Origin of the sequence: Micromonospora chokoriensis (assembly GCF_000718555.1) — a bacterium.
GTDB classification, from domain to species: Bacteria; Actinomycetota; Actinomycetes; order Mycobacteriales; family Micromonosporaceae; genus Micromonospora; species Micromonospora chokoriensis_B.
In genome coordinates this window covers 133,955-158,485 of the sequence record NZ_JOAN01000014.1, presented here as the reverse complement: position 1 = coordinate 158,485, position 24,531 = coordinate 133,955, and the positions used below count along the sequence as shown (strand labels likewise).

Annotated in this window: 27 protein-coding genes; 10 read left to right on the top strand and 17 right to left on the bottom strand. The window is 69.9% G+C overall.

The annotated features are described in order from the left end of the window. Positions 1-25: 25 nt before the first annotated feature. The 3 genes from IF46_RS0119680 to IF46_RS0119670 all read right to left on the bottom strand — a co-directional run bounded on the left by IF46_RS0119680 (position 26) and on the right by IF46_RS0119670 (position 2,418). On the bottom strand, positions 26-712 hold the full coding sequence (locus IF46_RS0119680) for a Type 1 glutamine amidotransferase-like domain-containing protein (protein WP_030489814.1): 687 nt from the start codon (positions 710-712) through the stop codon (positions 26-28). Between the two features lie 171 nt (positions 713-883). Next, positions 884-1,390, bottom strand: a complete 507-nt coding sequence (locus IF46_RS0119675) for a DinB family protein (protein ID WP_030489813.1) — start codon at positions 1,388-1,390, stop codon at positions 884-886. Continuing rightward, positions 1,387-2,418, bottom strand: a complete 1,032-nt coding sequence (locus tag IF46_RS0119670) for an aldo/keto reductase (protein ID WP_030489812.1) — start codon at positions 2,416-2,418, stop codon at positions 1,387-1,389. The genes IF46_RS0119675 and IF46_RS0119670 overlap by 4 nt, the downstream gene beginning before the upstream one ends. Before the next feature lie 110 nt (positions 2,419-2,528). Here IF46_RS0119670 and IF46_RS0119665 point away from each other — a divergent pair, with 110 nt between their 5' ends. Continuing rightward, the gene (locus tag IF46_RS0119665; protein WP_030489811.1) at positions 2,529-4,070 is read left to right on the top strand and encodes an ArnT family glycosyltransferase; all 1,542 of its coding nucleotides are present in this window, start codon (positions 2,529-2,531) and stop codon (positions 4,068-4,070) included. A gap of 6 nt (positions 4,071-4,076) precedes the next feature. On the opposite strand, the gene IF46_RS0119660 is transcribed toward IF46_RS0119665, so the two are convergent. Next, positions 4,077-4,559 carry an RrF2 family transcriptional regulator gene (locus tag IF46_RS0119660; RefSeq protein ID WP_030489810.1) on the bottom strand — a complete coding sequence of 161 codons (483 nt, stop codon included), beginning with the start codon at positions 4,557-4,559 and terminating at the stop codon, positions 4,077-4,079. 124 nt (positions 4,560-4,683) lie between these two features. Between IF46_RS0119660 and IF46_RS0119655 the strand changes: the two genes are divergently transcribed. Further along, on the top strand, positions 4,684-5,424 hold the full coding sequence (locus IF46_RS0119655; RefSeq protein WP_030489809.1) for an SDR family oxidoreductase: 741 nt from the start codon (positions 4,684-4,686) through the stop codon (positions 5,422-5,424). 134 nt (positions 5,425-5,558) lie between these two features. Beyond that, positions 5,559-6,032 carry a GNAT family N-acetyltransferase gene (locus tag IF46_RS0119650; protein WP_198041475.1) on the top strand — a complete coding sequence of 158 codons (474 nt, stop codon included), beginning with the start codon at positions 5,559-5,561 and terminating at the stop codon, positions 6,030-6,032. Between the two features lie 17 nt (positions 6,033-6,049). On the opposite strand, the gene IF46_RS0119645 is transcribed toward IF46_RS0119650, so the two are convergent. Together IF46_RS0119645 and IF46_RS0119640 are read right to left on the bottom strand one after the other, a co-directional pair. Next, positions 6,050-6,634 (bottom strand): GNAT family N-acetyltransferase, encoded by a 585-nt coding sequence (locus IF46_RS0119645; protein ID WP_030489807.1) that lies wholly within the window; start codon positions 6,632-6,634, stop codon positions 6,050-6,052. Further along, positions 6,634-7,887 carry an MFS transporter gene (locus IF46_RS0119640; RefSeq protein WP_036392647.1) on the bottom strand — a complete coding sequence of 418 codons (1,254 nt, stop codon included), beginning with the start codon at positions 7,885-7,887 and terminating at the stop codon, positions 6,634-6,636. The genes IF46_RS0119645 and IF46_RS0119640 overlap by 1 nt, the downstream gene beginning before the upstream one ends. A gap of 127 nt (positions 7,888-8,014) precedes the next feature. Between IF46_RS0119640 and IF46_RS0119635 the strand changes: the two genes are divergently transcribed. Continuing rightward, positions 8,015-8,944 carry a LysR family transcriptional regulator gene (locus IF46_RS0119635; RefSeq protein WP_030489805.1) on the top strand — a complete coding sequence of 310 codons (930 nt, stop codon included), beginning with the start codon at positions 8,015-8,017 and terminating at the stop codon, positions 8,942-8,944. Here IF46_RS0119635 and IF46_RS0119630 read toward each other — a convergent pair. Then, entirely contained in the window at positions 8,927-10,057 is a 1,131-nt protein-coding gene (locus IF46_RS0119630; protein ID WP_030489804.1) for an FAD-dependent oxidoreductase, read from the bottom strand. The genes IF46_RS0119635 and IF46_RS0119630 overlap by 18 nt on opposite strands. A gap of 102 nt (positions 10,058-10,159) precedes the next feature. Between IF46_RS0119630 and IF46_RS0119625 the strand changes: the two genes are divergently transcribed. After that, a complete protein-coding gene (locus IF46_RS0119625; RefSeq protein WP_030489803.1) occupies positions 10,160-10,822 on the top strand; it encodes a TetR/AcrR family transcriptional regulator in 663 nt (220 codons plus the stop codon). A 36-nt stretch (positions 10,823-10,858) separates the two neighbouring features. Next, complete coding sequence (locus IF46_RS0119620) at positions 10,859-11,320, top strand: hypothetical protein (RefSeq protein WP_030489802.1); 462 nt, start codon at positions 10,859-10,861, stop codon at positions 11,318-11,320. Positions 11,321-11,433: 113 nt separating this feature from the next. Here IF46_RS0119620 and IF46_RS0119615 read toward each other — a convergent pair whose 3' ends face one another. Further along, positions 11,434-11,808 carry a hypothetical protein gene (locus tag IF46_RS0119615; RefSeq protein WP_030489801.1) on the bottom strand — a complete coding sequence of 125 codons (375 nt, stop codon included), beginning with the start codon at positions 11,806-11,808 and terminating at the stop codon, positions 11,434-11,436. A 177-nt stretch (positions 11,809-11,985) separates the two neighbouring features. After that, the gene (locus IF46_RS0119610; RefSeq protein WP_030489800.1) at positions 11,986-12,726 is read right to left on the bottom strand and encodes a nucleotidyltransferase domain-containing protein; all 741 of its coding nucleotides are present in this window, start codon (positions 12,724-12,726) and stop codon (positions 11,986-11,988) included. Between the two features lie 496 nt (positions 12,727-13,222). On the opposite strand from IF46_RS0119610, the gene IF46_RS0119605 reads away from it, so the two are divergent. After that, positions 13,223-13,747 carry an NUDIX domain-containing protein gene (locus IF46_RS0119605; RefSeq protein WP_030489799.1) on the top strand — a complete coding sequence of 175 codons (525 nt, stop codon included), beginning with the start codon at positions 13,223-13,225 and terminating at the stop codon, positions 13,745-13,747. Positions 13,748-13,822: 75 nt separating this feature from the next. Here IF46_RS0119605 and IF46_RS0119600 read toward each other — a convergent pair whose 3' ends face one another. Both IF46_RS0119600 and IF46_RS0119595 read right to left on the bottom strand, forming a co-directional pair. Continuing rightward, complete coding sequence (locus IF46_RS0119600) at positions 13,823-14,599, bottom strand: maleylpyruvate isomerase family mycothiol-dependent enzyme (RefSeq protein WP_030489798.1); 777 nt, start codon at positions 14,597-14,599, stop codon at positions 13,823-13,825. A gap of 456 nt (positions 14,600-15,055) precedes the next feature. Then, complete coding sequence (locus IF46_RS0119595; protein ID WP_030489797.1) at positions 15,056-16,087, bottom strand: questin oxidase family protein; 1,032 nt, start codon at positions 16,085-16,087, stop codon at positions 15,056-15,058. 466 nt (positions 16,088-16,553) lie between these two features. Here IF46_RS0119595 and IF46_RS0119585 point away from each other — a divergent pair, with 466 nt between their 5' ends. After that, positions 16,554-17,684 carry a GNAT family N-acetyltransferase gene (locus tag IF46_RS0119585; RefSeq protein WP_198041474.1) on the top strand — a complete coding sequence of 377 codons (1,131 nt, stop codon included), beginning with the start codon at positions 16,554-16,556 and terminating at the stop codon, positions 17,682-17,684. A gap of 107 nt (positions 17,685-17,791) precedes the next feature. On the opposite strand, the gene IF46_RS0119580 is transcribed toward IF46_RS0119585, so the two are convergent. From IF46_RS0119580 to IF46_RS0119570, 3 genes are all read right to left on the bottom strand, one after another. After that, positions 17,792-19,036 (bottom strand): RNA polymerase sigma factor, encoded by a 1,245-nt coding sequence (locus IF46_RS0119580; RefSeq protein ID WP_030489795.1) that lies wholly within the window; start codon positions 19,034-19,036, stop codon positions 17,792-17,794. Positions 19,037-19,061: 25 nt separating this feature from the next. Then, a complete protein-coding gene (locus IF46_RS0119575; protein ID WP_030489794.1) occupies positions 19,062-19,418 on the bottom strand; it encodes a YciI family protein in 357 nt (118 codons plus the stop codon). A gap of 149 nt (positions 19,419-19,567) precedes the next feature. Continuing rightward, the gene (locus IF46_RS0119570) at positions 19,568-20,281 is read right to left on the bottom strand and encodes a TetR/AcrR family transcriptional regulator (protein WP_030489793.1); all 714 of its coding nucleotides are present in this window, start codon (positions 20,279-20,281) and stop codon (positions 19,568-19,570) included. A gap of 86 nt (positions 20,282-20,367) precedes the next feature. On the opposite strand from IF46_RS0119570, the gene IF46_RS0119565 reads away from it, so the two are divergent. Next, positions 20,368-21,231, top strand: a complete 864-nt coding sequence (locus tag IF46_RS0119565) for an NAD(P)H-binding protein (protein WP_030489792.1) — start codon at positions 20,368-20,370, stop codon at positions 21,229-21,231. A gap of 128 nt (positions 21,232-21,359) precedes the next feature. Here the strand turns inward: IF46_RS0119565 and IF46_RS0119560 are convergent, their stop codons facing one another. The 3 genes from IF46_RS0119560 to IF46_RS0119550 are packed head-to-tail and all read right to left on the bottom strand — an operon-like array spanning position 21,360 to position 23,925. Beyond that, entirely contained in the window at positions 21,360-22,142 is a 783-nt protein-coding gene (locus tag IF46_RS0119560) for an ABC transporter permease (RefSeq protein ID WP_030489791.1), read from the bottom strand. Positions 22,143-22,173: 31 nt separating this feature from the next. Further along, on the bottom strand, positions 22,174-22,932 hold the full coding sequence (locus IF46_RS0119555; protein WP_198041473.1) for an ABC transporter permease: 759 nt from the start codon (positions 22,930-22,932) through the stop codon (positions 22,174-22,176). A 15-nt stretch (positions 22,933-22,947) separates the two neighbouring features. After that, complete coding sequence (locus tag IF46_RS0119550; RefSeq protein ID WP_157563171.1) at positions 22,948-23,925, bottom strand: ABC transporter ATP-binding protein; 978 nt, start codon at positions 23,923-23,925, stop codon at positions 22,948-22,950. A gap of 124 nt (positions 23,926-24,049) precedes the next feature. Here IF46_RS0119550 and IF46_RS0119545 point away from each other — a divergent pair, with 124 nt between their 5' ends. After that, complete coding sequence (locus IF46_RS0119545; protein ID WP_030489788.1) at positions 24,050-24,526, top strand: hypothetical protein; 477 nt, start codon at positions 24,050-24,052, stop codon at positions 24,524-24,526. The last annotated feature ends 5 nt before the right edge of the window (positions 24,527-24,531 follow it).

Genomic DNA, 24,531 nt, shown 5'->3' with positions numbered 1-24,531 from the left:
TGGCTCGGCGGAAAGGACGACCCGGTCAGGGGTTGACCAGTTTCCAGTCGCCTTCGGAGATGACGTCGACCTTGCCATCGACCACTGTGATGGCGGTGTTGTCGTCGATGGCGTAGGTCGGGACCGGGATTCCGGACGCCCACTTCTGGATGGAGGACAGCTCGGTGTCCTCCATCTCCGGATGATTGAGGTGGGGGTACAGCGTGAAGTCCACCAGCCCCAGCGCCCGGTCGGCGTCCTGTCCCCTGTCGCTGCCGTCCGGGACGAACGCGAGGTCGAACTCGGCGTCGCAGTTGTACGGGGTGACCGCGATACTCCCGGCGCTGACCCCCACATAAACCGTGTCAGTCAGCGACGGCAGCAGATCGGCCAGGCCCGACCGGCGCAGCCAGTAGGTCAGGTACAGCACGTCGCCGCCCCAGACGAGGAGGGCGTCGGCCTCCCGGACCGCCGGGACCCAGTTCTCTTCGCGAATGGTCGGCAGCGCGGTGAGCTCCAGCAACCCCAGGGATTTCCAACCCAGTTGGCACAGCGGGATGTCGGACCGACCGTGAACCGCCTTCCACGCCCGCTCAGCCCCGCCGGGGAAGGGGTAGACAGCGGTGGGCACGAACAGGGCCGTGGACTCGGCGATCGGCTTGCCCAACAGGTCGACGAGCGCGTCGGAGATGCTCGGGTTGCTGATGCCTCCCGACGTGAGAAGGAACTTCAGCACATCCGCTCTCCTCAAGCCATCGCAGGACCGCCGATTGAAGGCCAGCGTCCCGGCTCGCTGACCCGAGCGCCACCTTGCTGGATCATCCGCTGGCGGCCGTCCAACAGTCAACCGCCGCCGCGCGCGCACCAACCAGTGCGCGGCACCGTGACCAGCCCGCCGACGGGCTCACTCCCCGGTCGGGCCTCCGGCGAGTTCGGCGACCACGTCGAGGTGGCCCAGGTGGCGGGCGTACTCCTGGACCAGGTGGAACAGCACCCGCTCCAGCGACGCCGGGTCCGCGCCTTCCCAGCGCGGGCCCGGCGCGCCGATCTCGGTCAGGTCGTGCCCGCTCACCACCGCGCTGGTGTGTGCGCCCTGCGCCCGCAGTGCTGCCACCAGGTCCGCGCGGGTCTCGTCGGGGGCGACGTACCAGCGGTCGTCGCGGCGGTCGCCCCACGGCTCGGCGACGACGCGGCCCTGGAAACCCCACTCGATCCAGCGCCGCTCGACGTGGCGCAGGTGCGTGAGCAGCTCCAGCGGGGTCCACCCGGACGGCAGTCGGCTACGCCGCAGCTCCGGCTCGTCCAGCGCCGACACCTTGGCCACCATGGACTCGCGGAAGTAGTCCAGGTAGCGCAGGAAGACCTCGGCGCGGCTGCCGGCCGGGGCGGTGGGCTCGGGAAACGACGTCATGAGCCGGTCGGTAGGTCACGCCCGCGCTGGCGCACACCCGCTGCGCCGTACGGGTAGTCGCCCACCGGCGGGGCGCTCGCCTCGTCCAGCAGCCGCATCTGCTCGGCGTCGAGGACCAGGTCGGCGGCGGTCAGGTTGTCGTCGAGCTGCTCGGTGGTGCGTGCGCCGAGGATCACCGAGGTGACCGCCGGTCGGGCCGCCAGCCAGGCCAGCGACACCGCCGACATGGACACGCCACGGTCCCCGGCGACCTGGCGGACCGCGTCGAGCACCCGCCAGGTGCGCTCCTCGGCGTTACGACCGGCGTACGCCTCGACGCCGCGCTGCGGGTTCTCGCCGAGCCGCGTCGCGCCGGTGGGCGTGTTGTCGCGCTGGTACTTGCCGGTCAGCCAACCGCCACCCAGCGGTGACCACGGCAGGATGCCGATGCCCTCGTTCTCGCAGACCGGCACCAACTCGAACTCGATCTCCCGGGCCAGCAGGTTGTACTGCGGTTGCAGGGTCACGATCGGGTTGAGGTTGAGGTGCTGGGTGAGCAGGGCGGCCTTCTGCAGTTGCCAGCCGGTGAAGTTGCTGACCCCCGCGTAGCGGATCTTGCCAGCGCGCACCGCGTCGTCGAAGAACCGCAGCGTCTCCGGCAGTGGGGTCAGCGGGTCCCAGGCGTGCGCCTGGTACAGGTCGACGGCCTCGACGCCGAGGCGCCGCAGGCTGGCGTCGAGGGCGCGGGTGAGGTGCACCCGGGACAGGCCGGCGTCGTTCGTCCCCGGGCCCATCGGGAACCGTCCCTTGGTGGCGATGACCAGGCGGTCACGCAGGTCCGGCCGGGTCCGCAGCCAGCGTCCGACGATCTCCTCCGAGACCCCGACCGAGTAGACGTCAGCGGTGTCGATGAAGGTGCCGCCGGCCTCGACGAACCGATCCAGTTGGGCGAAGCTGCCGGCCTCGTCGGTCTCCGCGCCGAAGGTCATCGTGCCCAGACAGAGGGTCGAGACCACCGTGCCGGTCGCCCCCAGAGTGCGATAGCGCATATCGTCCTTTCGGTCCGAGTGACGAAGCCGATCTTCGCACCTGGTCAGCTCGGGTGCACGCGCAGACGTACGGGCACCCACGCGGCGGCTCGGCCGGTCATGATGGGCGGGTGAGCGAGTCCGCGATCGAGATCGACCGACCTCACCAGCCGACCCAGTCATCACCGCCAGAGCCCGGCGCGCGTACGCGCGGCCCGTGGCTGGTGGCCGCTGCCACCACCGTGACGCTGTTGCTGCTCGCCGGCCGCTATGGCTATCACCGTGACGAGCTGTACTTCTTGCTCGCCGGTCGACACCTCGACTGGGGCTACGTCGATCAGGGCCCGCTGGTGCCGGCGCTGGCCCGGCTGCTCGACACGATCGCCCCGGGCAACCTGGTGGTGCTGCGTACCCCGTCGGCGTTCCTGGCCGGCGGCGCGGTGCTGCTGGTCGCCGCGATCGCCCGCGAGCTGGGCGGGGGCCGGGGCGGGCAGCTCGTCGCGGCGGTGCTCGCCGCGTTCTCCGGCATCGTGCTCGCCAGCGGGCATCTGCTCAGCACCACCACCGTCGACCTGCTGGTCTGGCTGGTGGCGGCGTGGTGCGCGGTGCGGTTGCTGCGCACCGGGGACAGCCGTTGGGCGCTGGGCATCGGGCTGGCGCTCGGCGTGGGCATGCTCAGCAAGCTGCTGCCGGCGCTACTGGCCGTCGGCCTGGTCGCCGGCGTGCTCATCGCCGGGCCGCGCCGGCTGCTGCGCGACCGGTGGGTGCTCGCCGCCGCCGGGATCACCGTGCTGCTGGCCGCGCCGAACCTGATCTGGCAGGCGTCGCACGATTTTCCGCAGCTCAGCGTGGCCGCGTCCATCTCCGACGGCGACAGCTCCTACAGTGGCCGCCTCGAGGCGTTCACTCTCCAGTTCGTCATCATCAGCCCGTACGCCGTACCCATCTGGATCGCTGGCCTCGTCGCGCTGCTGCGCCGACCGGCGTGGCGGGCCTACCGAGCGGTGGGTTGGGCCTGGCTGGTGGTGGTCGGCATCGTGCTGATCGCCGGCGGCAAGGGTTACTACGACGCACCGCTGCTGCTGGTCCTCACCGCCGCCGGGGCGCTGGTCACCGTCGCGTGGGCCTCGCGCGGGTCGGCCTGGTGGCGTCGGGGTTTGCTCGCGCTGGGCGTGGTGCCGCTCCTGCTGCCCAACGTGGTGCTGCTGCTGCCGGTGCTCCCGGCCGACCGGTTGCCCGCCTTCGTGGTCGACGTCAACTACGACGCGGGCGAGACGATCGGTTGGCCGGAGTTCGCCGACTCGATCGCAAGCGTCCATCGTGGGCTGTCGCCGCAGGAGCGTTCACGGGCAGTCGTCCTGACCGGCAACTACGGCGAGGCCGGTGCGCTGGCCCGCTATGGTCCGGCCCGTGACCTGCCCCGCGCGTACTCCGGGCACAACAGCATGGTCGACTTCGGTCGGCCGAGCGCCGACGCGGACGTGGTCATCGCCGTCGGCTGGGAGCGCCCCGACCAGCTGAACGCCTGGTTCGAGCAGTGCACCCTCGCGGGGAGAGTGGACCAGCGGGTCGAGGTGGAGAACGACGAGAACGGCGGCCCGATCCACGTGTGCCGGGGGCTGCGGCGTCCGTGGGCGCAGATCTGGGACACCGAGGTACGCCACACCGGCTGACCTCGCTCAGCTGGTGCCGCTGGTCAGCCAGGTCTGGATGCCGGCCAGGGCCTCGGGGCCGGAGTTGGCGTCGACGTCTCGGGCGAGGTCGGCGATCGTGACCGCGGCGAGCGCCTGACGCCATGCCTCCTCGGCGGCCCACATCGCGCGGGCGACCGGGCACGGCGTGGTGCAGGAGTCGGCCGGGGTCGCGAAGGGGCCGCGCTGGCGGATCTCCGTGCAGACGAAGGTCGGGCCAGGGCCGTCGACGGCCCGCACCACGTCGAGCAGGGTGATGCTCTCCGGCGCGCGGGTCAGCACGTAGCCGCCCGACTTGCCCTGCACGGAGTGGATCAAACCGGCACGGGCCAGGGCCTGGAGCTGCTTGGCGAGGTAGCTGCTGGAGACGTCGTGCAGCTCCGCCAGCTTGGCCGCCGCGACGGGCGTGTTGCTGGCGGTGAGCACCACGCAGCAGTGCAGCGCCCACTCGACCCCGCCGGACATCTTCATGACGTCACCCTAATCACCCCGTTACTCGGACTCATCTTGTCCGAGTATAGTTTTCGGACAAGAGAGGTCCGAGTTTGGCTGGTGTCAGCGTCCGGACCACACAATCACGGGAAGGTGCATGGGCATGAAGATCGCCGTACTGGGCGGGACCGGCCTCATCGGGTCGCAGGTCGTCAAGATCTTGCAGGCCGCGGGCCATGAGGCGGTGCCGCTCTCGCTGTCCACCGGGGTGGACCTGCTCACCGGGCAGGGCCTGTCCGAGGCGCTCGCCGGCGCCGAGGTCGTCGTCAACCTGACGAACTCACCGACCTTCGACGACGCCTCGCCCGCCTTCTTCCAGGCGACCATGGACAACCTGCTGGCCGCAGCCGAGCGTGCGGGCGTCGGCCACGCCGTGGTGCTCTCCATCGTCGGCGTCGACCAGGTGCCCGACCTGGACTACTACCGCGCCAAGGTTCTCCAGGAGGACATCCTCACGGCCGGACCCATCCCCTACTCGATCGTCCGCGCTACCCAGTTCTTCGAGTTCGTCGACGCGATCCTCTCCTGGACCGCCGACGACACCACCGTGCGCCTGCCCAGCACGCCAGTGCAGCCGATGGCCGCCGCCGACGTGGCGCAGGCCGTCGCCGAGGTCAGCATGGGCGCACCGCTGCGGGGCATCCGCAACGTCGCCGGGCCGGACGTCTTCGCCCTCGACGAGTTGGGAAGGATCACCCTCGCCGCCCGAGGTGACCAGCGCACCGTCACCACCGAGAACAGCGCCGGCATGTTCGCCGCCGTACCCGGCGACGCCCTCATCGCCGCCGCCGACGCCGTCATCGCACCCACCGCGTACCGGGAGTGGCTCGGCCGCCGAGCCTGAGCAGGCACTACCCGCGTCTCGCGGCGGCGATCGACCGCCACCGCGAGACGCGGGTACGGCGATACCGTGCTCTCGGCCGTCATCCCGAGCCCCGGAGAGCCGACTACATGAACATGCGTACATCGGATTCCCGCGTGACCGTCCGGAATGCCGTGGCCGAGGACGCGCCGTTCGTCAACGAGGCCTTGGCCGACACGTTCGGCAGCACCATGATGGCGGTGCACGACGAACTCCTGGACGCCGCCGGTGACGCTGCCGCCGTAGCCGAGCGGGACAGCCGTCGGGTCGGGGTGATCACCTACCGCCGCGATGGCACCCAGACGTGGGAGATCCTCTCGCTCGTCGCCACCGAACCGGGGATAGGTGCGGGCAGCGCCCTCCTCGGCTGGCTGCGGGCCGAGGCAATCCGTCAACGCGTCACAGTGCTCTGGTTGGTGACCACTAATGAAAATCTGGCGGCGTTGCGCTTCTATCAGCGGCGCGGCTTCGACCTGGTACGCGTCGAACGGGATGCCGTGACCCGGGCCCGGCAGCTCAAGTCCAGCATCCCGCTGGAGGACGACGGGATCCCCATCCGGCACGAACTGGTGCTCGAGTTGCGTCTCTGACCAGGGCGTCAGCCCAGTTACTGGCGCGTCCCACCCGGCAACGTGCTGGTCCGGGCCCGCCACTCGTGCGCCAGGATCGCGAAGACGAGCCGGTCGGCCCACTCCCCCTTGAACAGGTAACTCTCGACATGGCGTGCCTCCTGCCGCATGCCGAGCCGCGCCATCAGCCGAGCCGACGCGTCGTTGCGACCGTGGCACCGACCGTAGATCCGGTGCAGCCCGAACTCGTCGAAACCCCAGGCCAGCAACGCCGTGGCGGCCTCCGTCGCCAACCCGCGGCCACCGTGGTCGGGGTGGAAGACGAACCCGAGCTCGGCGGTACGGTCGGCCGGGCTGCGCCACACCAACTCCACGATCCCGATCACGCCGGCATCGGTGACCGCTGCCACCGTCAGGCAGTCACCCTCCGCTCGCCAGGCGTCCTCGCCCGCCATGGCGCGCACCGACGCCCGGGACTGCTCACGGGTACGCGGCTCGGCGCCGAGCATCCAGCGCACGACGTCGGGCCGGCGCTGAAACGCGTGCACGTCGTCGAGGTCGTCGATCGTGACCGGGCGCAGGGCGAGCCGTGCGGTGCGGATCGGGTAGGTCGGCTGGAACATCAGGCGATCGTAGGCACCCGTGCGGAATGCTCCGGTGCCGGTTGATCGGCGTCCGGGCGCCGGGGCAGTAGTAGCGGGCTGGCGAGGATCAGCAGGCCGGCGACCGTGATCGCCGTGCGGGGGCTGGTGGCCTGCGCGAGCAGCCCACCCGCCGCGCTGAGGGCGGCGATGGTGGCGCTGCTGCCGATCGACCAGGCCGAGAGCGTACGCACGACGCGATCCCTGGGCGTCTGCTGCAGGCGGTAGGTGGCGAGCACCGGGTTGTACAGGCTCATGCTGATGATGATCGCCAGCTCGACGGCGATCACCGTGGCGAGACCGACCACGCCCGGCTGCACGAAGGCGAGGCCGACCAGCCAGATCGCGCGCAGCGTGCCGACGGTACGGATGACCCGGTGTTGGCCGTAGCGCACCACGACCCGCCGGGCCAGCCGTGAGCCGACGAGTCCGCCGACGCAGGGCACGGCGAAGGCGAGACCGTACTGCCAGGGTGCAAAACCCAGCTCGCCGAGCAGGAGCACGGCCAACAGCGGCTCGGTGGCCATGATCAGCCCGCCGATGAGCATCTGATTGAGGTAGAGCGCACGCAGGCCGGGGTGGGTCAACAGGTGCCGCCACCCGTCGAGCACCTCACCGGCCCGGACCCGGGCTGCGCCGGTACGCCGGGGGTGGTCGACATGGCCGCGGATGGCCGCGATGCCCAGCGCGGAGAGCAGGTAGCTCAGCGCGTCGGCCACGATGGTGACGACCGGCCCGAACAGGCCGACCGCAGCCCCGCCCAGCGGCGGCCCGAGCGCGATCGCGCTCCAGGTCGTCGACTCGAACCGCGCGTTCGCCACCAGCAGGTCATCCGGGCGCACGAGGGACTTGAGGAAGGCGCCGCTGGCCGCGCCGAAGGCGATCTTGGCGGTGGCGACCACGGCCGAGACGACAAGCAACTGCCCGAAGCTGAGTCGGCCCAGCGCGTACGCGATGGGGATCGTCAGCAGCACCGCGAACCGGGCCAGGTCCATCGCGATCATCACCTGCCGCTTGCGCTGGACCTCCACCCACGGCCCGAGCGGCAAGGCGATCAGCGCGCCCATCGCCGGCCCCAGCGCGGCCAACGCGGACACCTGCGCGGGGCTGGCGTGCAACACCAGCACGGCGATCAGCGGCAGCGCGCCGAATCCGAGGCCCGAGCCGTAGGCGCTGACCGCGTACGACGCCCACAACCACCCGAACCGCCGGCCGAGGGACCGCCTCGCGGACAAACCCACACCTCCCGCCTCCGACAACTCACCGTTGATCGCTGCGATCAGATCAGGGCCGCCGACCAGGGATCAAACAACCAATTCAGCGGCATGTCACAACCAGACGTTGTGTCAGTAGGGTTGTCGGGTGAATCTCGACGCCGTGCGCACCTTCGTCGCCGCCGCTGACGCTGGCCAGTTCCAGGACGTCGCCGCCGCGCTGTCGATCACCCAGCAGGCTGTCTCCAAGCGCATCGCCGCACTGGAGAAGGACCTGGGTGTACGGCTGTTCACCCGCACGGCGCGCGGCACCCACCTCACCGTCGACGGTCAGACCTTCCTGCCCCATGCCCGGGAACTGCTGCGGGCCGAGGCGCGCGCCGACGCCTCCGTGCGCCCCGGCCGGCGGGCGCTGCGCGTCGACGTGCACAGCCGACGGATCGCCCCGGCGGTGCTGCTGCAGGACTTCCACCGTGCGCATCCGCGCATCGAACTGGATGTCGTCACCCTCGACGCCGACGTGCACGCCGCGATGGCCGCCGTCGAGGCGGGGACTGTCGACGCCACCTTCCACGCCGTCCCGGTCGCCGCGCGTCACCTACCAGCCGCGATCCGGGCCACGCGGGTGATCGACGAGCACCACGAACTGCTCGTCGGCCCCCGTCATCCGCTCGCCAACGCCCGTACCGTCACGCCTGCGCAACTTGCCGACCACCGCATCTGGATGCCCGGCATGGCCCCCGGCACCGAGTGGGCCGACTACTACGACGTACTCGCCGCCGCGTTCGGCCTCACCATCGACCTGGTCGGGCCGGTCTTCGGCAACGAGGCGCTGCTGGCCGAGATCGCCGAGTCCGCGCAGTTGGCGACCCTCGCAGGCGTTCACACCCGGTACCTGTGGCCGGACAGCTACGACCTGCGCCGCATTCCGGTGCGCGACCCGGCGCCCATCTACCCGATGTCGCTCATCTGGCGCGACGACAATCCGCACCCCGCGCTGCGCGCACTGCGCGACTTCCTCGACTCACGACGCGCGCAGACGCCCGACGAAGAGGTCTGGCTACCGCCCTGGGGCTGAGCCGGCGAAGGCGTCGACCAGCGTGTGCGGCGTGCCCTCGCCCAGCATGTCGTGCAGGTCGGAGGCCTCGGCGTTGGCCGCGACACTGCGCACGAACATGGCCTGCTCGTACGCGCTGAGCGCGGTCTCGATGTCGTCGGGGTGCGCGGCGATGGCCTGGCCCAGCTCGGCGCCGTCGAGTAGGGCCAGGTTGGCACCCTCGCCGTTGGGTGCGGTCAGGTGTGCGGCGTCGCCGAGCAGGGTCACTCCGGGCGTCCGGTCCCACCGGTGCGCGACCGGCAGGGTGAAGATGTGACGCAGCACCGGCGGGGTCTCGCCATCGGCGATTAGAGCGGTGAGCTCCGGCGCCCAGCCGTCGAACTCCCGCACGATCCGCGCGGTGGCCACGTCGGGGTCGGCGAAGTCGATGGCGGCGAACCACTCCCGTGACCTGGCGAGCATCACCCAGGTGTGCAGGTTGCCGCCGCGCTCGCGGTGGGCCAGGATGCCCCGGCCCGGCTCCAGCACCATCATCGCTCCGCCGCCGACGGTGGCCGCGCTGGTCGGGTGCCGGGTGTCGCCGTCGAACAGGTGGGTCTCGATGAACGAGATGCCGGTGTACTCGGGTGTCGCGTCGGACAGCAGCGGTCGTACGCGGGACCAGGCGCCGTCCGCGCCGACCAGCAGGCTCGTGACGACGGCCGTGCCGTCGGCGAAGGCCACCTCGTGGCGACCTTCGCCGAGGGTACGCACGCCGCTGACCTTGTGACCCCAGCGCACCGTGTCGGCCGGCAGTGAGTCGAGCAGCATCTGTCGCAGCTCACCGCGCTGCACCTCGGGGCTGGCACCCGTGCCGTCGTCGGGCACGTCGAGCAGGACGTTGCGGTGCCGGTCGAGGAGTCGCATCGCCTGACGCCCCTGCAGGACGAGCCTGCGGAACTCCTCGGTCAGGCCTGCCGCCGCCAGCGCCGGCTGACCGTTGTAGTCGCGGATGTCGAGCAGCCCGCCCTGCGCCCGCGCCGAGGGGGACGCCTCCGCCTCGTAGACGGTGGACGGAATGCCGTGCACATGCAGTACGCGGGCGAGCATCAGGCCGCCCAGACCTGCTCCGATGATCGTGACCGGTGTGGTCATGGTGGTCCCCCCAGATCCGCTCGGCAACCCCCATTGGATCGCCGCTCCAATGCGACGCTAACACGGTTTGGAGCGGCGATCCATCAGTGCCATACTGGGGCCATGGCGAAGGCTCAGCGGCGCACGGACAGCCTGTCCAGAGAGCTGATCATTCAGACCGCCACCGAGATACTGGACAGCGACGGCGAGAACGCCCTGACGCTGCGCGCTCTCACCGTCCGCCTGAAAACCGGCTACGGGGCGATCTACCACCACGTGACGGACAAGAGTGACCTGCTCGCGGCGGCCACCGACGACATCATCACCGGCGTGCTGTCCCACACGGCCACCGACGCGGACCCCCGCGAAACCCTGCGCCGCCTCGCCCTGGGCCTGTTCGACGCGATCGACGCCCACCCCTGGGTCGGCGCGGAGCTCTCCCGGCAACCATGGCGGCCCGCGCTGCTGGACTTCTACGAGAGCATCGGCCGGCTGCTCGACGCACTCGCCGTACCCGAGAAGGCACGCTTCGACGCGGCCGGCACGCTGGTGAACTACGTCCTCGGTGTCGCCGTCCAGAACGCCGCGAACGCCCGCCACCTCACCGCCCAGGACGCGGACCGGGCGGCATTCCTGAACAACGCCGCCGCGCAGTGGGCGCAGTTGGACCCGAGCAGGTACCCGTTCGTGCACGCGACGGTGACCCAGCTACGCGAGCACGACGACCGCGAGCAGTTCCTCGCCGGTATCGACATCTTCCTGGCCGGCATCGCAGCCCTACGCTAGTACGTGCCCGTCGAGCCACGCGGGTACGGTGACAGCGTGCTCTCGGCAGTGAAGGGTCTATCCCGCTATCACACCGAGGAGTCGCTGCGCGCCTACCTGCTGCAACGCTCGCACCGCACCGACAACGGCTGCCTCGTCATCCACGGTTACGGGCCGCGACGCGGGATCCACCAGAAGGTCGCCGGTCGCGCATGGGCACACATCGCCGCGTACGTCGTCCTCGTCGGCGGGTACGACCCCGCCCTCGACGTCGACCAGACCTGCGGGGCCGCCGACTGCATCGAGCCGACACATCTGCGCCAGGTCAGCCGGGCCGATGCCTCCCGTAACCGAGTCCAGCCGGCACAGTGCCGCAACGGCCACGACCGTGAACTCGACCCGGCGACCGGCCGCTACCGTCGGGTCTGCCGAACGTGCAACCGGGACGCTCAGCACCGGTGGCGTGAACGCGAGGCCGCCGAGGTAGCCCAGGCCCGCGCCGCGTACGGCCGCTCGTAGCCGCAACCCTTGCTCTGCGCTCCTGCACCGGCCACGCAAGCGGCTGGTATGGGGTGCGGGCCAATCGCGGCAAGGTGGTCCTTCGCCCGCAACCGCGAGGATGCTTTTGCGTGTCAGTCAATCTGAGGCATCTCGGCTTCCCTCTTATTCGGGATGACCTGACAGGCGTTCGCGATCTCTCCGTCGCGGACAAGCCCGTCGATGGCTTCGAGCATCGCGGTGATGCCGGGCCGGGGCGTGATCACGAGGTCAGTCGCGTAGAAGTATCGGCCGCCAGCGGCTTCGCCGGTGTGTCTCCATCGGCGTAGCACATCGTTGATGGCGTCGAGGGTCATCAGGGTCGCGTAGTAGGTCGGTCCGTCGGTGACGGTGACGTACATGTCCTGGTCCTGGAGTTGTTCCAGGTCGTCGTCCGGGGCCGCCGGGAAGCGGGCGACGAACCGGTCGCGCTGAATGACGAGGAAGGGCCCGTCTTGGAGGATCTTCATGGTGTGCCTTGATGTCCCGTCGTCCGTGCGGGTCGTGCGTTGAGGGCCTCGCGGCTTCCATTGGAGCCGGTTCGAGACCGGGCGTGATCCGCGCGCTGGTGGACCGTCCCCTCGGTCACGGTTGGAGCCTCTGCGTCTCTGAGGCCACTCAGCGTGTGGGTTGCCGCTCTGCGGCGGTCATCTGGTCGCGGCAAGCTCGGTGAGAATCGGGTGCAGTCGATCGGCCAGGGCCGGTTCCGTACGAGTCAGCTCTGCGGTCAGTGCCGTTGCGGCGGCGGAGAGTGCGCGACGCAACTCGGTGTCATCCAGGGAGCGGACCAGGGTCGTTTCCAGCGAGCCGGTGATGTCCGCGGGTAGTAGATGAGCGCCCTTGGCGTAACTGGTGGCGTGGCCCAGGCGCCGGCAAGTGAGCGCGATCGTCTGGGTGCGCAGGGCGCTGATCCAGTGCTCGGCTTGCCAGTATCTGCCCCGTTCGATGCTGACCCGCGCGTGCAGTGCGTGGTGCCAGGCCAGACCAGCCATCTCGTCGTGGCCACTCGGCGTGGTGACCTGGGGTGGGGTTGACTGCCCGAACATGAGCCGCCAACTCGGGCCTCGTGGCCCGAACTCGGCTTCCGGGCTGAACGCGAGGTCGACCTCCAGGCAGTGCGCTAGCAGGAACACCCGGTAGATCGCAGACCCGGACACCAGGTCCCAGTGGTGAACCGCGGCGAAGTCCTGATACATCTGGTGCGTCCATCGGCGCATGACGACGTCGAGCGGTTCGCTGACCGCGAAGGCCAGGTCGATGTCCGACCAGCGATCCTCATCGTCGGTCGCGTGCGAGCCGGTGATCGCGGCGGCGGCGACAGCGGGATCCTGTTCCGCCAGGCGCAGCAGCCGCTGCCGGACCAGGTCGCGTTCCTCTACTGAGAACATAACCACCGATGATGTCGCAGTACCCGCTGCGCAAGCGCGCGACGGCATCCTCTGGGTACGCCTACAGCAAACTTTCGGGCGGGACCGGATGTCTCCCGCACCACCCAACGACCGGGCGGCGGACGGGCCCGTCGGACCGGTAGCTCCAAGCCGCGTCGATCGCGACGACGCGCGGCACGCCGGCATTGGGGCGCGGGAGCGGGATCACGGTTACCAGGCTGCCTCTGCCTGCGGTGCCACCACCCTGAGACACCATCCTGATTCCTTACGCACAAGAACTGTCATTATGGTGCGCGCACCATATGCCCGTTTCGTGGTAGTGATTTATTGAATTATCGTTACCGGTAATCCAATAAACGGCTAATCGTGGGGCTGGCGAGGTCGCGGAGCCAACGGAGGTAGTAGTGGTTCGCGCCGACCGACCATCTGCTACCCGGCCCACTGAAGCTGCTTAGTGGCTGCGACAACGATGCGGTTGATCTGCGAGCATCGTGCGATGGAGCGCTTGGATAGTCGGACCGTCTACGCCAACGCCTGGATGACCGTCCGGGAGGATCGCGTTCGCCGGCCCGACGGCTCGACTGGTATTTACGGGGTGGTGGAGAAGCCGGACTCCGCGCTGGTCCTGCCCCGCTGGGCCGAGGGCTTTTGGCTGGTCGAGCAGTTTCGCTACCCAGTTGGCCGGCGAGCCTGGGAGTTCCCTCAGGGCAGTTGGGGACACGGGGTCAGGGGTGGCGCCTCCGCGCTGGCTCGTCAGGAGTTGGCCGAGGAGACCGGATTGCGGGCGGAGACGGTCACCCATTTGGGGCACCTGTACGAGGCGTACGGCTTTTCCACCCAGGGCTTCGACGTGTACCTGGCCACCGGGTTGACCGAGGGGGAGCCGGACCGCGAGGCGACCGAGCAGGACATGGTGCACCGGGCGTTCACCGACGCGCAGATCCGTGCCATGGTGTTGGCCGGCGACATCGTCGATGCGCCGTCGCTGGCTGCGCTGACCCTCTACACAATGTCCGAATGACCCGCCGCTCGACTCACGGCAGACCGGCCTGCGCGGCTATCTGCCGCACGATCAGTGAGAGATCGGCGTGGGGTTCTATTCCTCCGGTTCCCAGGCGATCAACTGGTCGAAGACGCGCCGGTCGCCGTCGAGCTGCAGCGAGTCCATCGAAATGCGGCCGTAGCAGAACATGACCAGCTCATTGGCCGTGCCCCGGGCGGAAACGTAGGCCGCCTCCGAGTCCTCGGCGGCGGCCGACGTGGGGAGGCGGGCGGCCCGGGCGCCGTCGGCGGAGAACCAGAGCCGCCAGGAACGGCCCTCGGTGGCGTGGTAGTCGACGACTGCGGGCTTGTGCGGCCACCCGGCGGTCGTCGCGACGCAGGTGGTCACGAACTCGTCGATACCGTCGAGGGCCACCTCGGTCGGCAGCGGCTGCGGGGCGCCCACGGCGACCTGGGCGTCGTAGGTGTGCACGGCAACCTGCTGGAGCTGGTGCCGGGCAACGGCTTCAGTCGTCTGCGGCGACTGCGACGAACCCCACCACGTCCAGCAGCCACGATCCGGGCCGGCCTCCCGCAGCGCGTCCAGCAGCTCCCGCGTCGACGCGGCGAACCAGGCCAGCAGGGCCTCGCGCTCCCGGGGCACCACCGGGGCCGTCCGGGCCGGCGGAGCGTCGGCAGGCCCTGCGGCCACGATGGCGGCCCATCTGAGGCGCCCTTCGCCCAGGTGCTGCACCAGGTCGAACAACGTCCACTCGGGGCAGGTCGGCACCCGCACGTCGAGGCTGGGTGCTGCGGCGACCGCCGCCCGGAAAGCGGTCGCTCGTTCGTCCATCAGCCGCAACAGGTCGACGAACTCCAGAGGCTTTTCCACTGCGGCTTTGTACCACCCCGTTCCGATAACCGGCAGCGGGTTTTCCCCACCCCCTTACCTGATCGTCCCCAGTCCGGGACCCTCGGTCGCCCCGGCCCGGTATGACTTCCTGCCCCTGCCGTTCGGATGATCCGGGGGGTGTTGTCGCCGGGTCGGGTGGCGTCGGCGGACCGCTGGTAGGGGCACGGCCACCCGTGTTGGGGTAGGTCTCCTCGTAACGTGGCTGCCGGCAGTCCGACGCCTGGACCAGCGGCCGAGGCCACGATGCGATGCGTGGAGGCGGGTCTGGTGCGCGACGGATAGCCGTCCGGTCTGGCTGCTGGACATCTACGGCGTCCTCAACGCCACCCGACTCGGCTGGGGCACCACACCCCGCAACGGCACCGCCTACGGCGTCAGCCACCCACACCGTTATAGGCAAATCCTCGCATGTCTATTGAGGCTCGGGTGACACGGTCAATCGGCCAACTCGTCAACGCTGCGGACTGCCGCCGCCAGCAGCGCCGGGTCGGGCGCGGCGGCGAGTACGTCGGCGACCGCGTCGGCGTACTTGATCGCGTGCGGATCACCGATCGCCACCGCCCGGCTGGCCAACTCCGCGATAGTGAGGTCGGGGCGGGGCTGCGGTAGCGGACGCGGTTTGGCCGGTGCGTATACGGCAGTGACCGCAGCCGTTGCGGCCCAGGCCGCAGCGAGACTTGCTGGCCGCATCGCCTCGGGAAGAACCGGTAGGACACGCATGACCGCGTTCGGTGCGGTGACGGCGTGTACCAGCATCACCGGGTTGGCGTACCCGTAACTGCCGTGCCGCTCGGCGGCCGCCCTCACCACGGTCGCAAGCCGTTCCGCCGCGGTGCCAGCGCCTGCGTCGGGGATCGCGCCGGCGGCCTCCGGCCACCGTGGTAGGTCGGCAAGCTGGGCCAGCCGGTGCCGGATGCCGAAACGCTGGTCCGGTACCCGCGGTACCGCGTCGAGCGCCGCCCGGGGGTCCGCCGACCGGTAAGGCCCTGCGCCAGCGGGTGCGAGCGGTTGCCAACGCGCCGCCCAGTAGGCCAGCCCTTGTCCGAGCTCTGTCACCCGGGCCGGCGTCTCTATCTCCTGCAGCGCCCGCACCGCGTGGCCGACCCGGATGACGCCATGCGTGGCGCCGGCGGCGATACCGGGCAGCAGCCGCGGCCACCACCGCAACAGCACCCCACGCCAGGGCGCCGCGCGGAGTTCGCGCTCGAACAGGTCGAGCCAGTCGCCGGTGCGAACAGGGTCACCGAGCGGGTCACGCCACTCGTCGAGGGCTATCCGTGCGATGCCGCGGGGCCGCTCTTCCAGCCGGTCGGCGTATCCATCGATCCACTGGTGCACTCGATGCCCGTAGCCGGCATGCGCCAGCGCCTCCACCGCCATCGGCGCGTGATTCGACAGCCAGCCGACGCGCTCAGGCCCGGTGTCGCGTAGCCGGTCAAGGGCCTCGTCAAGAATCGTCGCGGTCATGGCGTCAGCCTCATACCTCAACGACGGTTGAGGTCAAGGCCAACTGCGTCCATGGCATCAGCCGACACCGGTGTCCGGGTCGCGCAGGGGCCTGAGCCGCGGTGCGCTTGACGCCGAGCGGCGACGAGCGGGCGGCGTCCTCATCGCGGACCTGGTAGCCCTGGGCCTGCAGCCCCATACCGATCTTGTGATGCAGGAAGAAGCCCTCTTCGTCTCGTACTGAGGTGGCGGGCGCTGTGCAGTAGGTGGCGGGGGTTCCGAAACCTCGTTGCATCAGTCACAGTGGATCTGAAAGATGCGGTCCGTGAAGATCGAGATCCGACCCATCTCCCGAGCCGAGGCAGTCGACTACCTGAAGGTGTTGCCCTTCGCCAACGGACTGCCGAATTGGGAGCCAGCGCCGGCAGCATGGCACGGCGGTCCTGAGGCATGGCCCCCGCCGAACAATCCAGCGACCGAGCAGCAGTTGGAGAGCTGGGCCGACGAGGTGATGGCCGATCATTTCCATCCCCAGGCCGCGTTCGCCGACGGGAAGCTGGTGGGTGGATCGGCGATGATCTCGATGGCGATCACCGTCCCCGGGCTGGGCAGCGTTCCGTTCGGCGGTGTCACCGCGACGGGCGTGATCGCGACCCACCGCAGGAGAGGGCTGCTTCGCGCCATGATGCAGGCGATGTTCGACGAAGCCCTCGGGCGCGGCGAGCCGCTGGCCGCCCTGAGCGCCAGCGAAGGCGGCATCTATGGGCGCTACGGCTTCTCACCAGCGACGATGCGCTCTCGGTGGGAGCTGGAACGCAGCGCCGCCACGTTCCTCGATCAGGAACAACCACCGGGTTCGCTGGAGCTGGTGGACGCTGCGGCGGCACGGCTGGCCTGGCCGGAGATCCACGAGCAGCTCCGTGGGCGGCAGGTTGGTGAACTCACTCCCCAGCCCGACCAGTGGGCGGGGCTGACGGATGACGCCGTCGGCACCGGCGGGCCGATGCGCTACCTGGTGCATCGCGACCGGCGCGGCAACCTCGACGGAGTCGCGAACTTCCGGCTGCCGTGGTCGCCGACCCCAGAGCACGCGGGGACGCTCGTCGTCGATGGCTTTCAGACCGTGAGCATGGACGCCTACCGCGCGATGTGGATGCTCCTGACTGACTTCGATCTCACCCGGAAGGTTGTCGCGGCATCTCGCCCGACCGACGAGCCGCTGCGCTGGCTCCTGCGCGATCCTCGCGCCATGCGCATCACCCGCCAGGCCGACAACCTGTGGCTGCGCATTCTCGACCTACCGAAAGCGCTGACCGCTCGGTCCTACGAGTGCGCCGCCGAGCTGACGATCGCAATCGATGTGGACGACATGTGCCCACACAACGTCGGCGTGTGGCAGCTAATGGTGGGTCCCGAGGGCGCAAGCTGTACTCCCACTGGCAAGCAGCCGGACCTCACGATGGACATCCAAGCGCTGGGCTCTCTCTACCTCGGTGGCATGTCGGCTGCTCTCCTGGCCGCGGCCGGGCGCATCCGCGCGCACCGCTCAGGTGCCCTTGCCGACCTCACCCGCGTCTTCCGCTGCGACCCAGCGCCGTTCAACTCCTTCGGGTTCTGACGGGTGCTTCCTCCATCATGGACAGGAGCACATTCGCGGTCACGTCGAGCTCTACCAACGCGATGCCAGGTGGATTGCCGCGTACGCCGATCGTCTGGGCGGGGAGATCAGCCGGCGAGCTGGTCGCGGCGGCGGGTGAGGTAGGCCCGCTCGGCGGGGTTGCCGGCCAGGTCGATGGCCCGGTCGTACGCCGTCCGTGAATCTCCGCTGCGCCCTAGTCGACGCAGTAGGTCGGCGCGTGCGGCGTGCAGCGCGTGGTAGCCATCGAGCGCCTCGGCGAGCCGGTCGATCTCGGCGAGCCCCACTGCCGGGCCGTCGACCTCGGCGAGGGCGACCGCCCGGTTGAGCCGCACGATCGGCGAGGGGTCGAGCAGCACCATGCGGCCGTAGAGGGCGAGGATCGTGGACCAGTCGGTGTCGCGGGCCGATGGGACGTCCATGTGGACCACGTTGATCGCGGCCAGCAGTTGGTAGCGCCCGGCCGGGTCACCGCCGGCCGCCACCACCTTGACCCGTTCGCGGATCAGGGCTCTGCCCTCGGCGATGAGGGCGGCGTCCCATGCGCCGCGGTCCTGCTCGTCGAGGGTCACCAACTCCCCGGTACGGGACACCCGCGCTGGCCGTCGCGCGTCGGTGAGCAGCATCAGGGCGAGCAGGCCGGCCACCTCGCCGTCGTCCGGAAGGAGAGCGCGCAGCAGGCGGCCGAGGCGGATCGCCTCGTCGGTCAGGTCGACGCGTAGCGCGTCGCTGCCGTCGCTGGCGAGATAGCCCTCGTTGAAGACGAGGTAGACGACCGCGAGCACAGCGCCGAGCCGTTCGCGGATGTCGTCGGCCTCCGGCACCCGGTAGGGGACGCGGGCCGCCTTGATCTTTGCCTTGGCGCGGGTGATCCGTCGCGCCATCGTCGTCTCCGGCACCAGGAAGGCCCGGGCGATCTCGGCAACGGTGAGGCCGCCGAGCAGGCGCAGGGTCAGCGCCACCCGGGCCGGTACCGGGAGCGCCGGGTGACAGCAGGTGAAGACCAGCCGGAGCCGGTCATCCTCGACCGGGCCGGTCGGCTCGGGCGGGCTGTCGTCGTACGCGATCTGGGCCGCCTGGTGTTTCGCGTCGCGCTGCGCCTCGCGACGCAGCCGGTCGATCGCCTTGCGGGTCGCGGTGGTCGCGAGCCAACCGCCGGGATTCGGGGGTACGCCCTCGCGCGGCCACCGCTTCACGGCCTCGACGAACGCCTCGGCCGTCGCGTCCTCGGCGGTGTCGAGGTCGCCGAAGCGGCGGGCGAGGCCGGCGACCAGCCGCGCCCACTCCTCGCGGTGGGCACGGGTGATCGCCGGCTCGACGGTGGGGTCGGTCATGACCCAGCAGGGCTCGGCGTCGCGCTCACTTCTCTCCGGTGCCCGGGAACCGGTGTATCTCCTGCGGCCAGTCGAGCGCGGTCGCGAGCCGGCCGGCCCAGTACCGCGCCGCCTCGTCGTCGGGCACGTCCACCACGGCGAAGCCGCCGAGGTGCTCCTTGCTCTCGACGTACGGGCCGTCGGTGAAGACGGGCTTGCCGTCCACCGACTCGACACTGCACACCGCGGTCGACCGGTCGAGCGCGCCGTTGCTGAAGATCAGGACACCTTCGGCGCGCATCTCCTCCATCAGGGCCCGTCCGGCCGTGGCCTTCGCGCGCAACTGCTCCGCCGTGTGCGGGGGCACCCACTCATCGTTGAATGCGATCAGGTACTCCGTCACCGTCGTCTCCTCTCGGTTCCCGGACGAGGGCCGTTCGGGCAACCCTCGTGCGCGGCGGGCCGCCACACACCAGGTCTACGAACGGCTGCGCCCGGATACGACATCATCCCGGGAGGTCCTTTTCAAGGCAGCCTCCGGGCCGGGCTGGGCTATGGGCGAGTCACCGATCGGCTGAGCCACTCGGCCATCAGCGCACGTTCGGCGTCGCTGAGCCCGGGAAGGTCGGGGACCACCGTCGCGAATGTCACCGCGATCGCGTTCGTGGTGCTGTCGGGTGTCGCCGGGGCGGTCGCCAGGATGCCGCTGAGCACGGCGTCGAACATGGCGTCACCGAGACCGAGGTCGCGCTCTCCGGCAGGCGTTCCCAGGAGAGCGAGGATGGTTCCGTTGCCTGCGGCGTGGATCATCATGAGCGCGCGCTGCTCGTCGACGCGGAGCAGGCCGACCGCGGCGAGTCGTCGTACGCGAGCGCGCAGCACCTCCATGCCCGCGACCGCGGCCGGCGAGGATGCGCCGCGTCCTCGGGTGGCGATGAGCGCGTACAGCTCAGGGTTTGCCAACCCGAACTCCAGGTGCGTCCGCCAAGCGGAGCGCAGATCCGCCACCGGGTCACCATGCTCGGCTGCCGCCGCTGCCGACTTGCTGCTGACGTAGGTGGCCATGACGTGCTCGGCGACGGCGTCGACGAGGCCGTCCTTGTCACCGAACAACCGGTAGATGGTCGGCGCCTGCACGCCCGCCGCCTGGGCGACCGCGCGCGTCGTCACCGCGTTCGCGCCCTTCTCGCGTAGCAGTTGGGTGGCTGCCGCGATGATCGCGGATCGGACGTCGTCCCGGGATGCCGTGTCCTGCGCCGAAACCATGAACCGATGCTAACAGCAACTTGTTATCCATGGATTATCGCTGCTAACGTATTTGGCGTATCGCCGATAACAGCAGGGAGTGCAGCATGTACGTCGTCACCGGTGCCACAGGTCACCTCGGGTCCCAGATCGTCGACCGGCTCCTCGATCGGATTCCCGCCCAGGAGGTGGGCGTGAGTGTGCGCGACGTCGACAAGGCCGCGGGCCTCGCCGAGCGCGGCGTGCGGGTCCGGGCGGGCGACTTCACCAACCCGGGCACGTTGGCGCACGCCTTCGAAGGCGCCGAGACGGTCCTGGTCGTGTCTCCCGCCATTCGCGGCGCCGGCGCGGTCGTCGCCAACCGCGCCGCGATCGACGCCGCCCGCGCCGCCGGAGCCAAGCGGATCCTGTACACCAGCCACCAGGCCGCATCCAGCGATTCGCTCTTCGCCGCCCAGCTCACCCATGCCGCGACCGAGGAGTACCTGGCCGGTGTGGGGGTTCCCTTCACCGCCCTGCGCAACGGGTTCTACGCGAGCACGCTCGGCTACTCCATCGGTGCGGCGCTGGAGACCGGGCAGCTCGTGGCCCCTGCGGACGGCCCGGTCTCCTGGACCGCGCACGCCGACCTGGCCGAGGCCGCAGCCATCGCCGTGGCCGAGGAGGGACTGCTCGACGGCGTTACGCCTGCGCTGACCGCTCTGGAGATGCTCGACCTCGCAGCGGTGGCCGACATCCTCACCGAGATCACGGGACGCGCGATCACCCGAGTCGTCGTCGACGACGACGAGTGGACCGCCGCTGCCGTCGACGGTGGCATGCCCGCAGAGGTAGCCGACTTCACCCTCGGCATCTACCGCGCGGCGCGACGAGGTGAGTTCGCCGTCACCGACCCGACGCTGCAACGCCTCATCGGCCGCCGCCCGACCTCCGCCCGCTCGGTGATCGAGGCCATCGTCGCCCAGCGATGAGACGTCCCGACCCTGCGGTGCGGGTCGGCCTCGTCGCCGACCCGACTCTCCTGCGGCGGTAGCGACGGTCGGCCTGGTCCCGCGGCGCGCACCGCGCTCTGCGGTGCGCGCCGCGGGCCGAGGTGGTGTCAGCGCAGCATCGCGCGGGTCATGCGACGAGTGGCGACGTGCATCGCGATCGAGCCGAACGCGACGAGGTAGACCACCGGGATCAGCAGATCCCAGCTGAGGTGGCCCAGCGCAGGCTCACGGACCAGCTCGATGGCGTGGTAGAGCGGCAGCGCCCGGATCAAGGGCTGCACCGCCTCCGGGTAGACCGAGAGGGGATAGAACGTCGTCGCGAACAGGTACATCGGCAGCATGAAGAGCTGGACGTACTGGAAGTCCGGGAAGTCGCGCAGGTACGTCGTGACGGCCAGCCCGCCGGCGGCGAACGCGTACGAGATCAGCACCGACGCCGGAAGGGCCAGCAGCACCCACGCCGACGTGACCAGCCCGCCAACGGCCATCAGGGTGAGGAATCCGATCGACGTCAACAACGCGTTGATCATCGCGCTGGTCACCTCGCCGACGGCGATGTCGGTGACGGACAGGGGTGTCGGCAGGATCGCCTCATAGGTCTTCTCGACCCGCATCCGGGTGAAGACACCGAAGCTGGTCTGGTTGAACGCCGTGTTCATCGCGGTCGTGGCCAGGATCGCCGGGGCCACGTAGACGGCGTACGGGACGTCGACCCCGGGGACCGTGCCGACGAGCAGCCCGACACCGACACCGATCGACAGCAGATACAGGATCGGTTCGACAAGTGCGTTGAGCAGCGGCGTGACCGACCGGCGGTAGATCATGACGTTGCGTTCGATGAGCGCGAGGGCTCGCCGGCTCGTCCAGGTGGGTACGACGACGGTGCTCATGCGGCCTCCACGAGACGCGGGACGTGTGTCGTCACGGGTGCAACCGTCGGCGATAGGTGACGCGGGCGACCAGGAAGCCGCCGATCGCGAGCGCCAGCAGGTAGGCGATGTGCACGGAGCTGCCGGCGACAGTCGCCGTGCCGAGGCTCAGCGTGCGGCACAGCTCCACCCCGTGCCACAACGGCAGGAGATAGGAGACCGGTCGGATCCACTCCGGTAGCTGCGAGACCGCGAAGAACGTTCCGGAGAACATGTAGAACGGCATGATGACGAACCGGAACACCGTGTCGATGTGGCGCAGTTTGCGCACCCCGACCGCCCACGCGGCCGCTGGTGCCGCGAACGCGACCCCGGTCAGCGTCGCGCCGAGCAGGGCGCCGAGCGCCCACCACCCCCCGACCAGCCCGAACGCGGCCATCACCGCGATGAAGGCACCGCTGGCGATGAGCAGCCGGAAGGTGATGAAGAGCAGGTGCCCGGCGGCGAGCTGCTCCGGGGCGAGTGGTGTGGGCGTGGCGCTGCGGTAGGCCCCGAAGCTCGCAGCCCGGGCGACGCCTGCGGACCCCTCCAGGAACGCGTTCTGCATCGCGGCCGCGGCCAGCATGCCCGGGGCGAAGAACGCCGCGTAGGAGACGCCGGCGATCTGGGCCGGCGCGTTGTCGTCTACGAGCGCGCCGAGGCCGGCGCCGATGCCGATGAGGAACAGCAACGGGTTCAGTACGTTGATCACGATCGAGCCGCGCCAGGTGCGCCGGTAGCGCGTGACCCAGTATCCGAATGCGCGAAGCACCAGTGCCCTCTCCTGCTACTCGATCAGCGATCGGCCGGTGAGTTTGAGGAACACGTCCTCCAACGTCGCGCGGCGGACCAGCGCGGTGAGCGGCGTGAGCGACATGGCGTGCACCGCGCCGAGGGCGGCCTCGCCGTCGGCGGTGTAGACGAGCACCCGGTCGGGGAGCATTTCGACGCGTCCGTCGGTGTCGGTGCCGCCGGTGGCCAGCACCGAGGTTCGGAGCTTCTCCGCGGCGGTGTCCCGTTCGTCGAGGCGGAAGCGAAGTTCGAGGACCTCCCGGGTGGCGTACCTGGTGATCAGGTCCCGAGGGGAGCCTTGGGCGACGATCCGGCCGTGGTCGACCACGATGAGCCGGTCGCAGAGTTGCTCAGCCTCGTCCATGTAGTGCGTGGTGAGGATGAGCGTGACGCCCTCCTGTTTGAGCTGGAAGAGCCGGTCCCACAGGATGTGCCGAGCCTGCGGGTCGAGGCCGGTGGTCGGCTCGTCGAGCAGCAGGATGTCGGGCTCGTTGATCAGGGAGCGGGCGATGGTCAGCCGCCGACGCATGCCGCCGGAGAGCGTCTCGACCGGGTCGCCGGCCTTCTCCTGCAGCTGAGCGAAGTCGAGCAGCCGGGTCGCGCGGTCTCGGATGACGGCCCGCGGCAGGCCGAAGTATCGCCCGTAGATGTGCAGGTTCTCCCGCACGGTGAGCTCGTTGTCCAGGTGGTCGTCCTGCGTCACGACGCCTAGCCGGGCCCGGATCTCCGGCCCTTGTTTCATCGGGTCCATGCCCAGCACCCGCAGGCTGCCGCCGCTGATCGGCGACGTCGCGGCGATCATCCGCATGGTGGTGGACTTGCCGGCGCCGTTGGGGCCGAGAAGCCCGAAGGACTCCCCCCGCGCAAGCGCGAAGTCGATGCCGTCGACCGCCCGGAACTCCGCTGTGGAGCCACGTGGTGGATAGATCTTGGTCAGATCTCTCGCCTCGACCAGGGGAGGTTTGCTCACCACGGCAGCCTACGAAAACCAGACAGCGAAGTGCAAGATTTGAGCAGCAGATTGTAATTTTAAGACGGCCAGGTGCCGGTGGTGGCGATTTGACCCTCGACCGGGTCGAGGCCCGAGCATCGGCGACATGAACGACCAGCCGACACCCGATCCGACCATGACCCGCATCATCGAGGCGGTGCAGCTCGGCCAGACCGGCGCCTCCGCCCAGGCCCGTGAGCTGCTCACCGCGCTGTGGGACGAGCTGGGCCCCACCGGTGACGCCCTGCACCGCTGCACCCTGGCCCACTACCTCGCCGACCTGCAGGACACCACCGAGGCGGAGCTGGGCTGGGACGAGCGTGCCCTCGCCGCCGTCGGCGACCTCACCGACGACCGTGCTCAGCGGTACCACCACACGCTTCAGGTGCAGGGCTTCCTACCGTCGCTGCACCTGAACCTGGCCGACTGCCACCGACGCCTGGGCAACATCGGCCCGGCCCGGGAGCACCTCGCCCGAGCCCGCGAACACCTGGCGCACCTACCGGACGACCCGTACGGCGAGATGATCCGCGCCGCCATCGGTGACTTCGTCGCCGACGATCCGACCGGCCGCCGGCGGTAACGGTC

Coding starts and splice junctions, on each gene's coding strand:
- IF46_RS0119625 (WP_030489803.1), top strand. CDS start 10,160: ATGGCGAAGGCTCAGCGGCGCACGGACAGCCTGTCCAGAGAGCTGATC.
- IF46_RS0119655 (WP_030489809.1), top strand. CDS start 4,684: ATGAAGATCGCCGTACTGGGCGGGACCGGCCTCATCGGGTCGCAGGTC.
- IF46_RS0119570 (WP_030489793.1), bottom strand. CDS start 20,281: ATGGTTTCGGCGCAGGACACGGCATCCCGGGACGACGTCCGATCCGCG.
- IF46_RS0119560 (WP_030489791.1), bottom strand. CDS start 22,142: ATGAGCACCGTCGTCGTACCCACCTGGACGAGCCGGCGAGCCCTCGCG.
- IF46_RS0119675 (WP_030489813.1), bottom strand. CDS start 1,390: ATGACGTCGTTTCCCGAGCCCACCGCCCCGGCCGGCAGCCGCGCCGAG.
- IF46_RS0119630 (WP_030489804.1), bottom strand. CDS start 10,057: ATGACCACACCGGTCACGATCATCGGAGCAGGTCTGGGCGGCCTGATG.
- IF46_RS0119565 (WP_030489792.1), top strand. CDS start 20,368: ATGTACGTCGTCACCGGTGCCACAGGTCACCTCGGGTCCCAGATCGTC.
- IF46_RS0119605 (WP_030489799.1), top strand. CDS start 13,223: ATGGAGCGCTTGGATAGTCGGACCGTCTACGCCAACGCCTGGATGACC.
- IF46_RS0119545 (WP_030489788.1), top strand. CDS start 24,050: ATGAACGACCAGCCGACACCCGATCCGACCATGACCCGCATCATCGAG.
- IF46_RS0119615 (WP_030489801.1), bottom strand. CDS start 11,808: ATGAAGATCCTCCAAGACGGGCCCTTCCTCGTCATTCAGCGCGACCGG.
- IF46_RS0119610 (WP_030489800.1), bottom strand. CDS start 12,726: ATGTTCTCAGTAGAGGAACGCGACCTGGTCCGGCAGCGGCTGCTGCGC.
- IF46_RS0119595 (WP_030489797.1), bottom strand. CDS start 16,087: ATGACCGCGACGATTCTTGACGAGGCCCTTGACCGGCTACGCGACACC.
- IF46_RS0119645 (WP_030489807.1), bottom strand. CDS start 6,634: ATGTTCCAGCCGACCTACCCGATCCGCACCGCACGGCTCGCCCTGCGC.
- IF46_RS0119670 (WP_030489812.1), bottom strand. CDS start 2,418: ATGCGCTATCGCACTCTGGGGGCGACCGGCACGGTGGTCTCGACCCTC.
- IF46_RS0119580 (WP_030489795.1), bottom strand. CDS start 19,036: ATGACCGACCCCACCGTCGAGCCGGCGATCACCCGTGCCCACCGCGAG.
- IF46_RS0119660 (WP_030489810.1), bottom strand. CDS start 4,559: ATGAAGATGTCCGGCGGGGTCGAGTGGGCGCTGCACTGCTGCGTGGTG.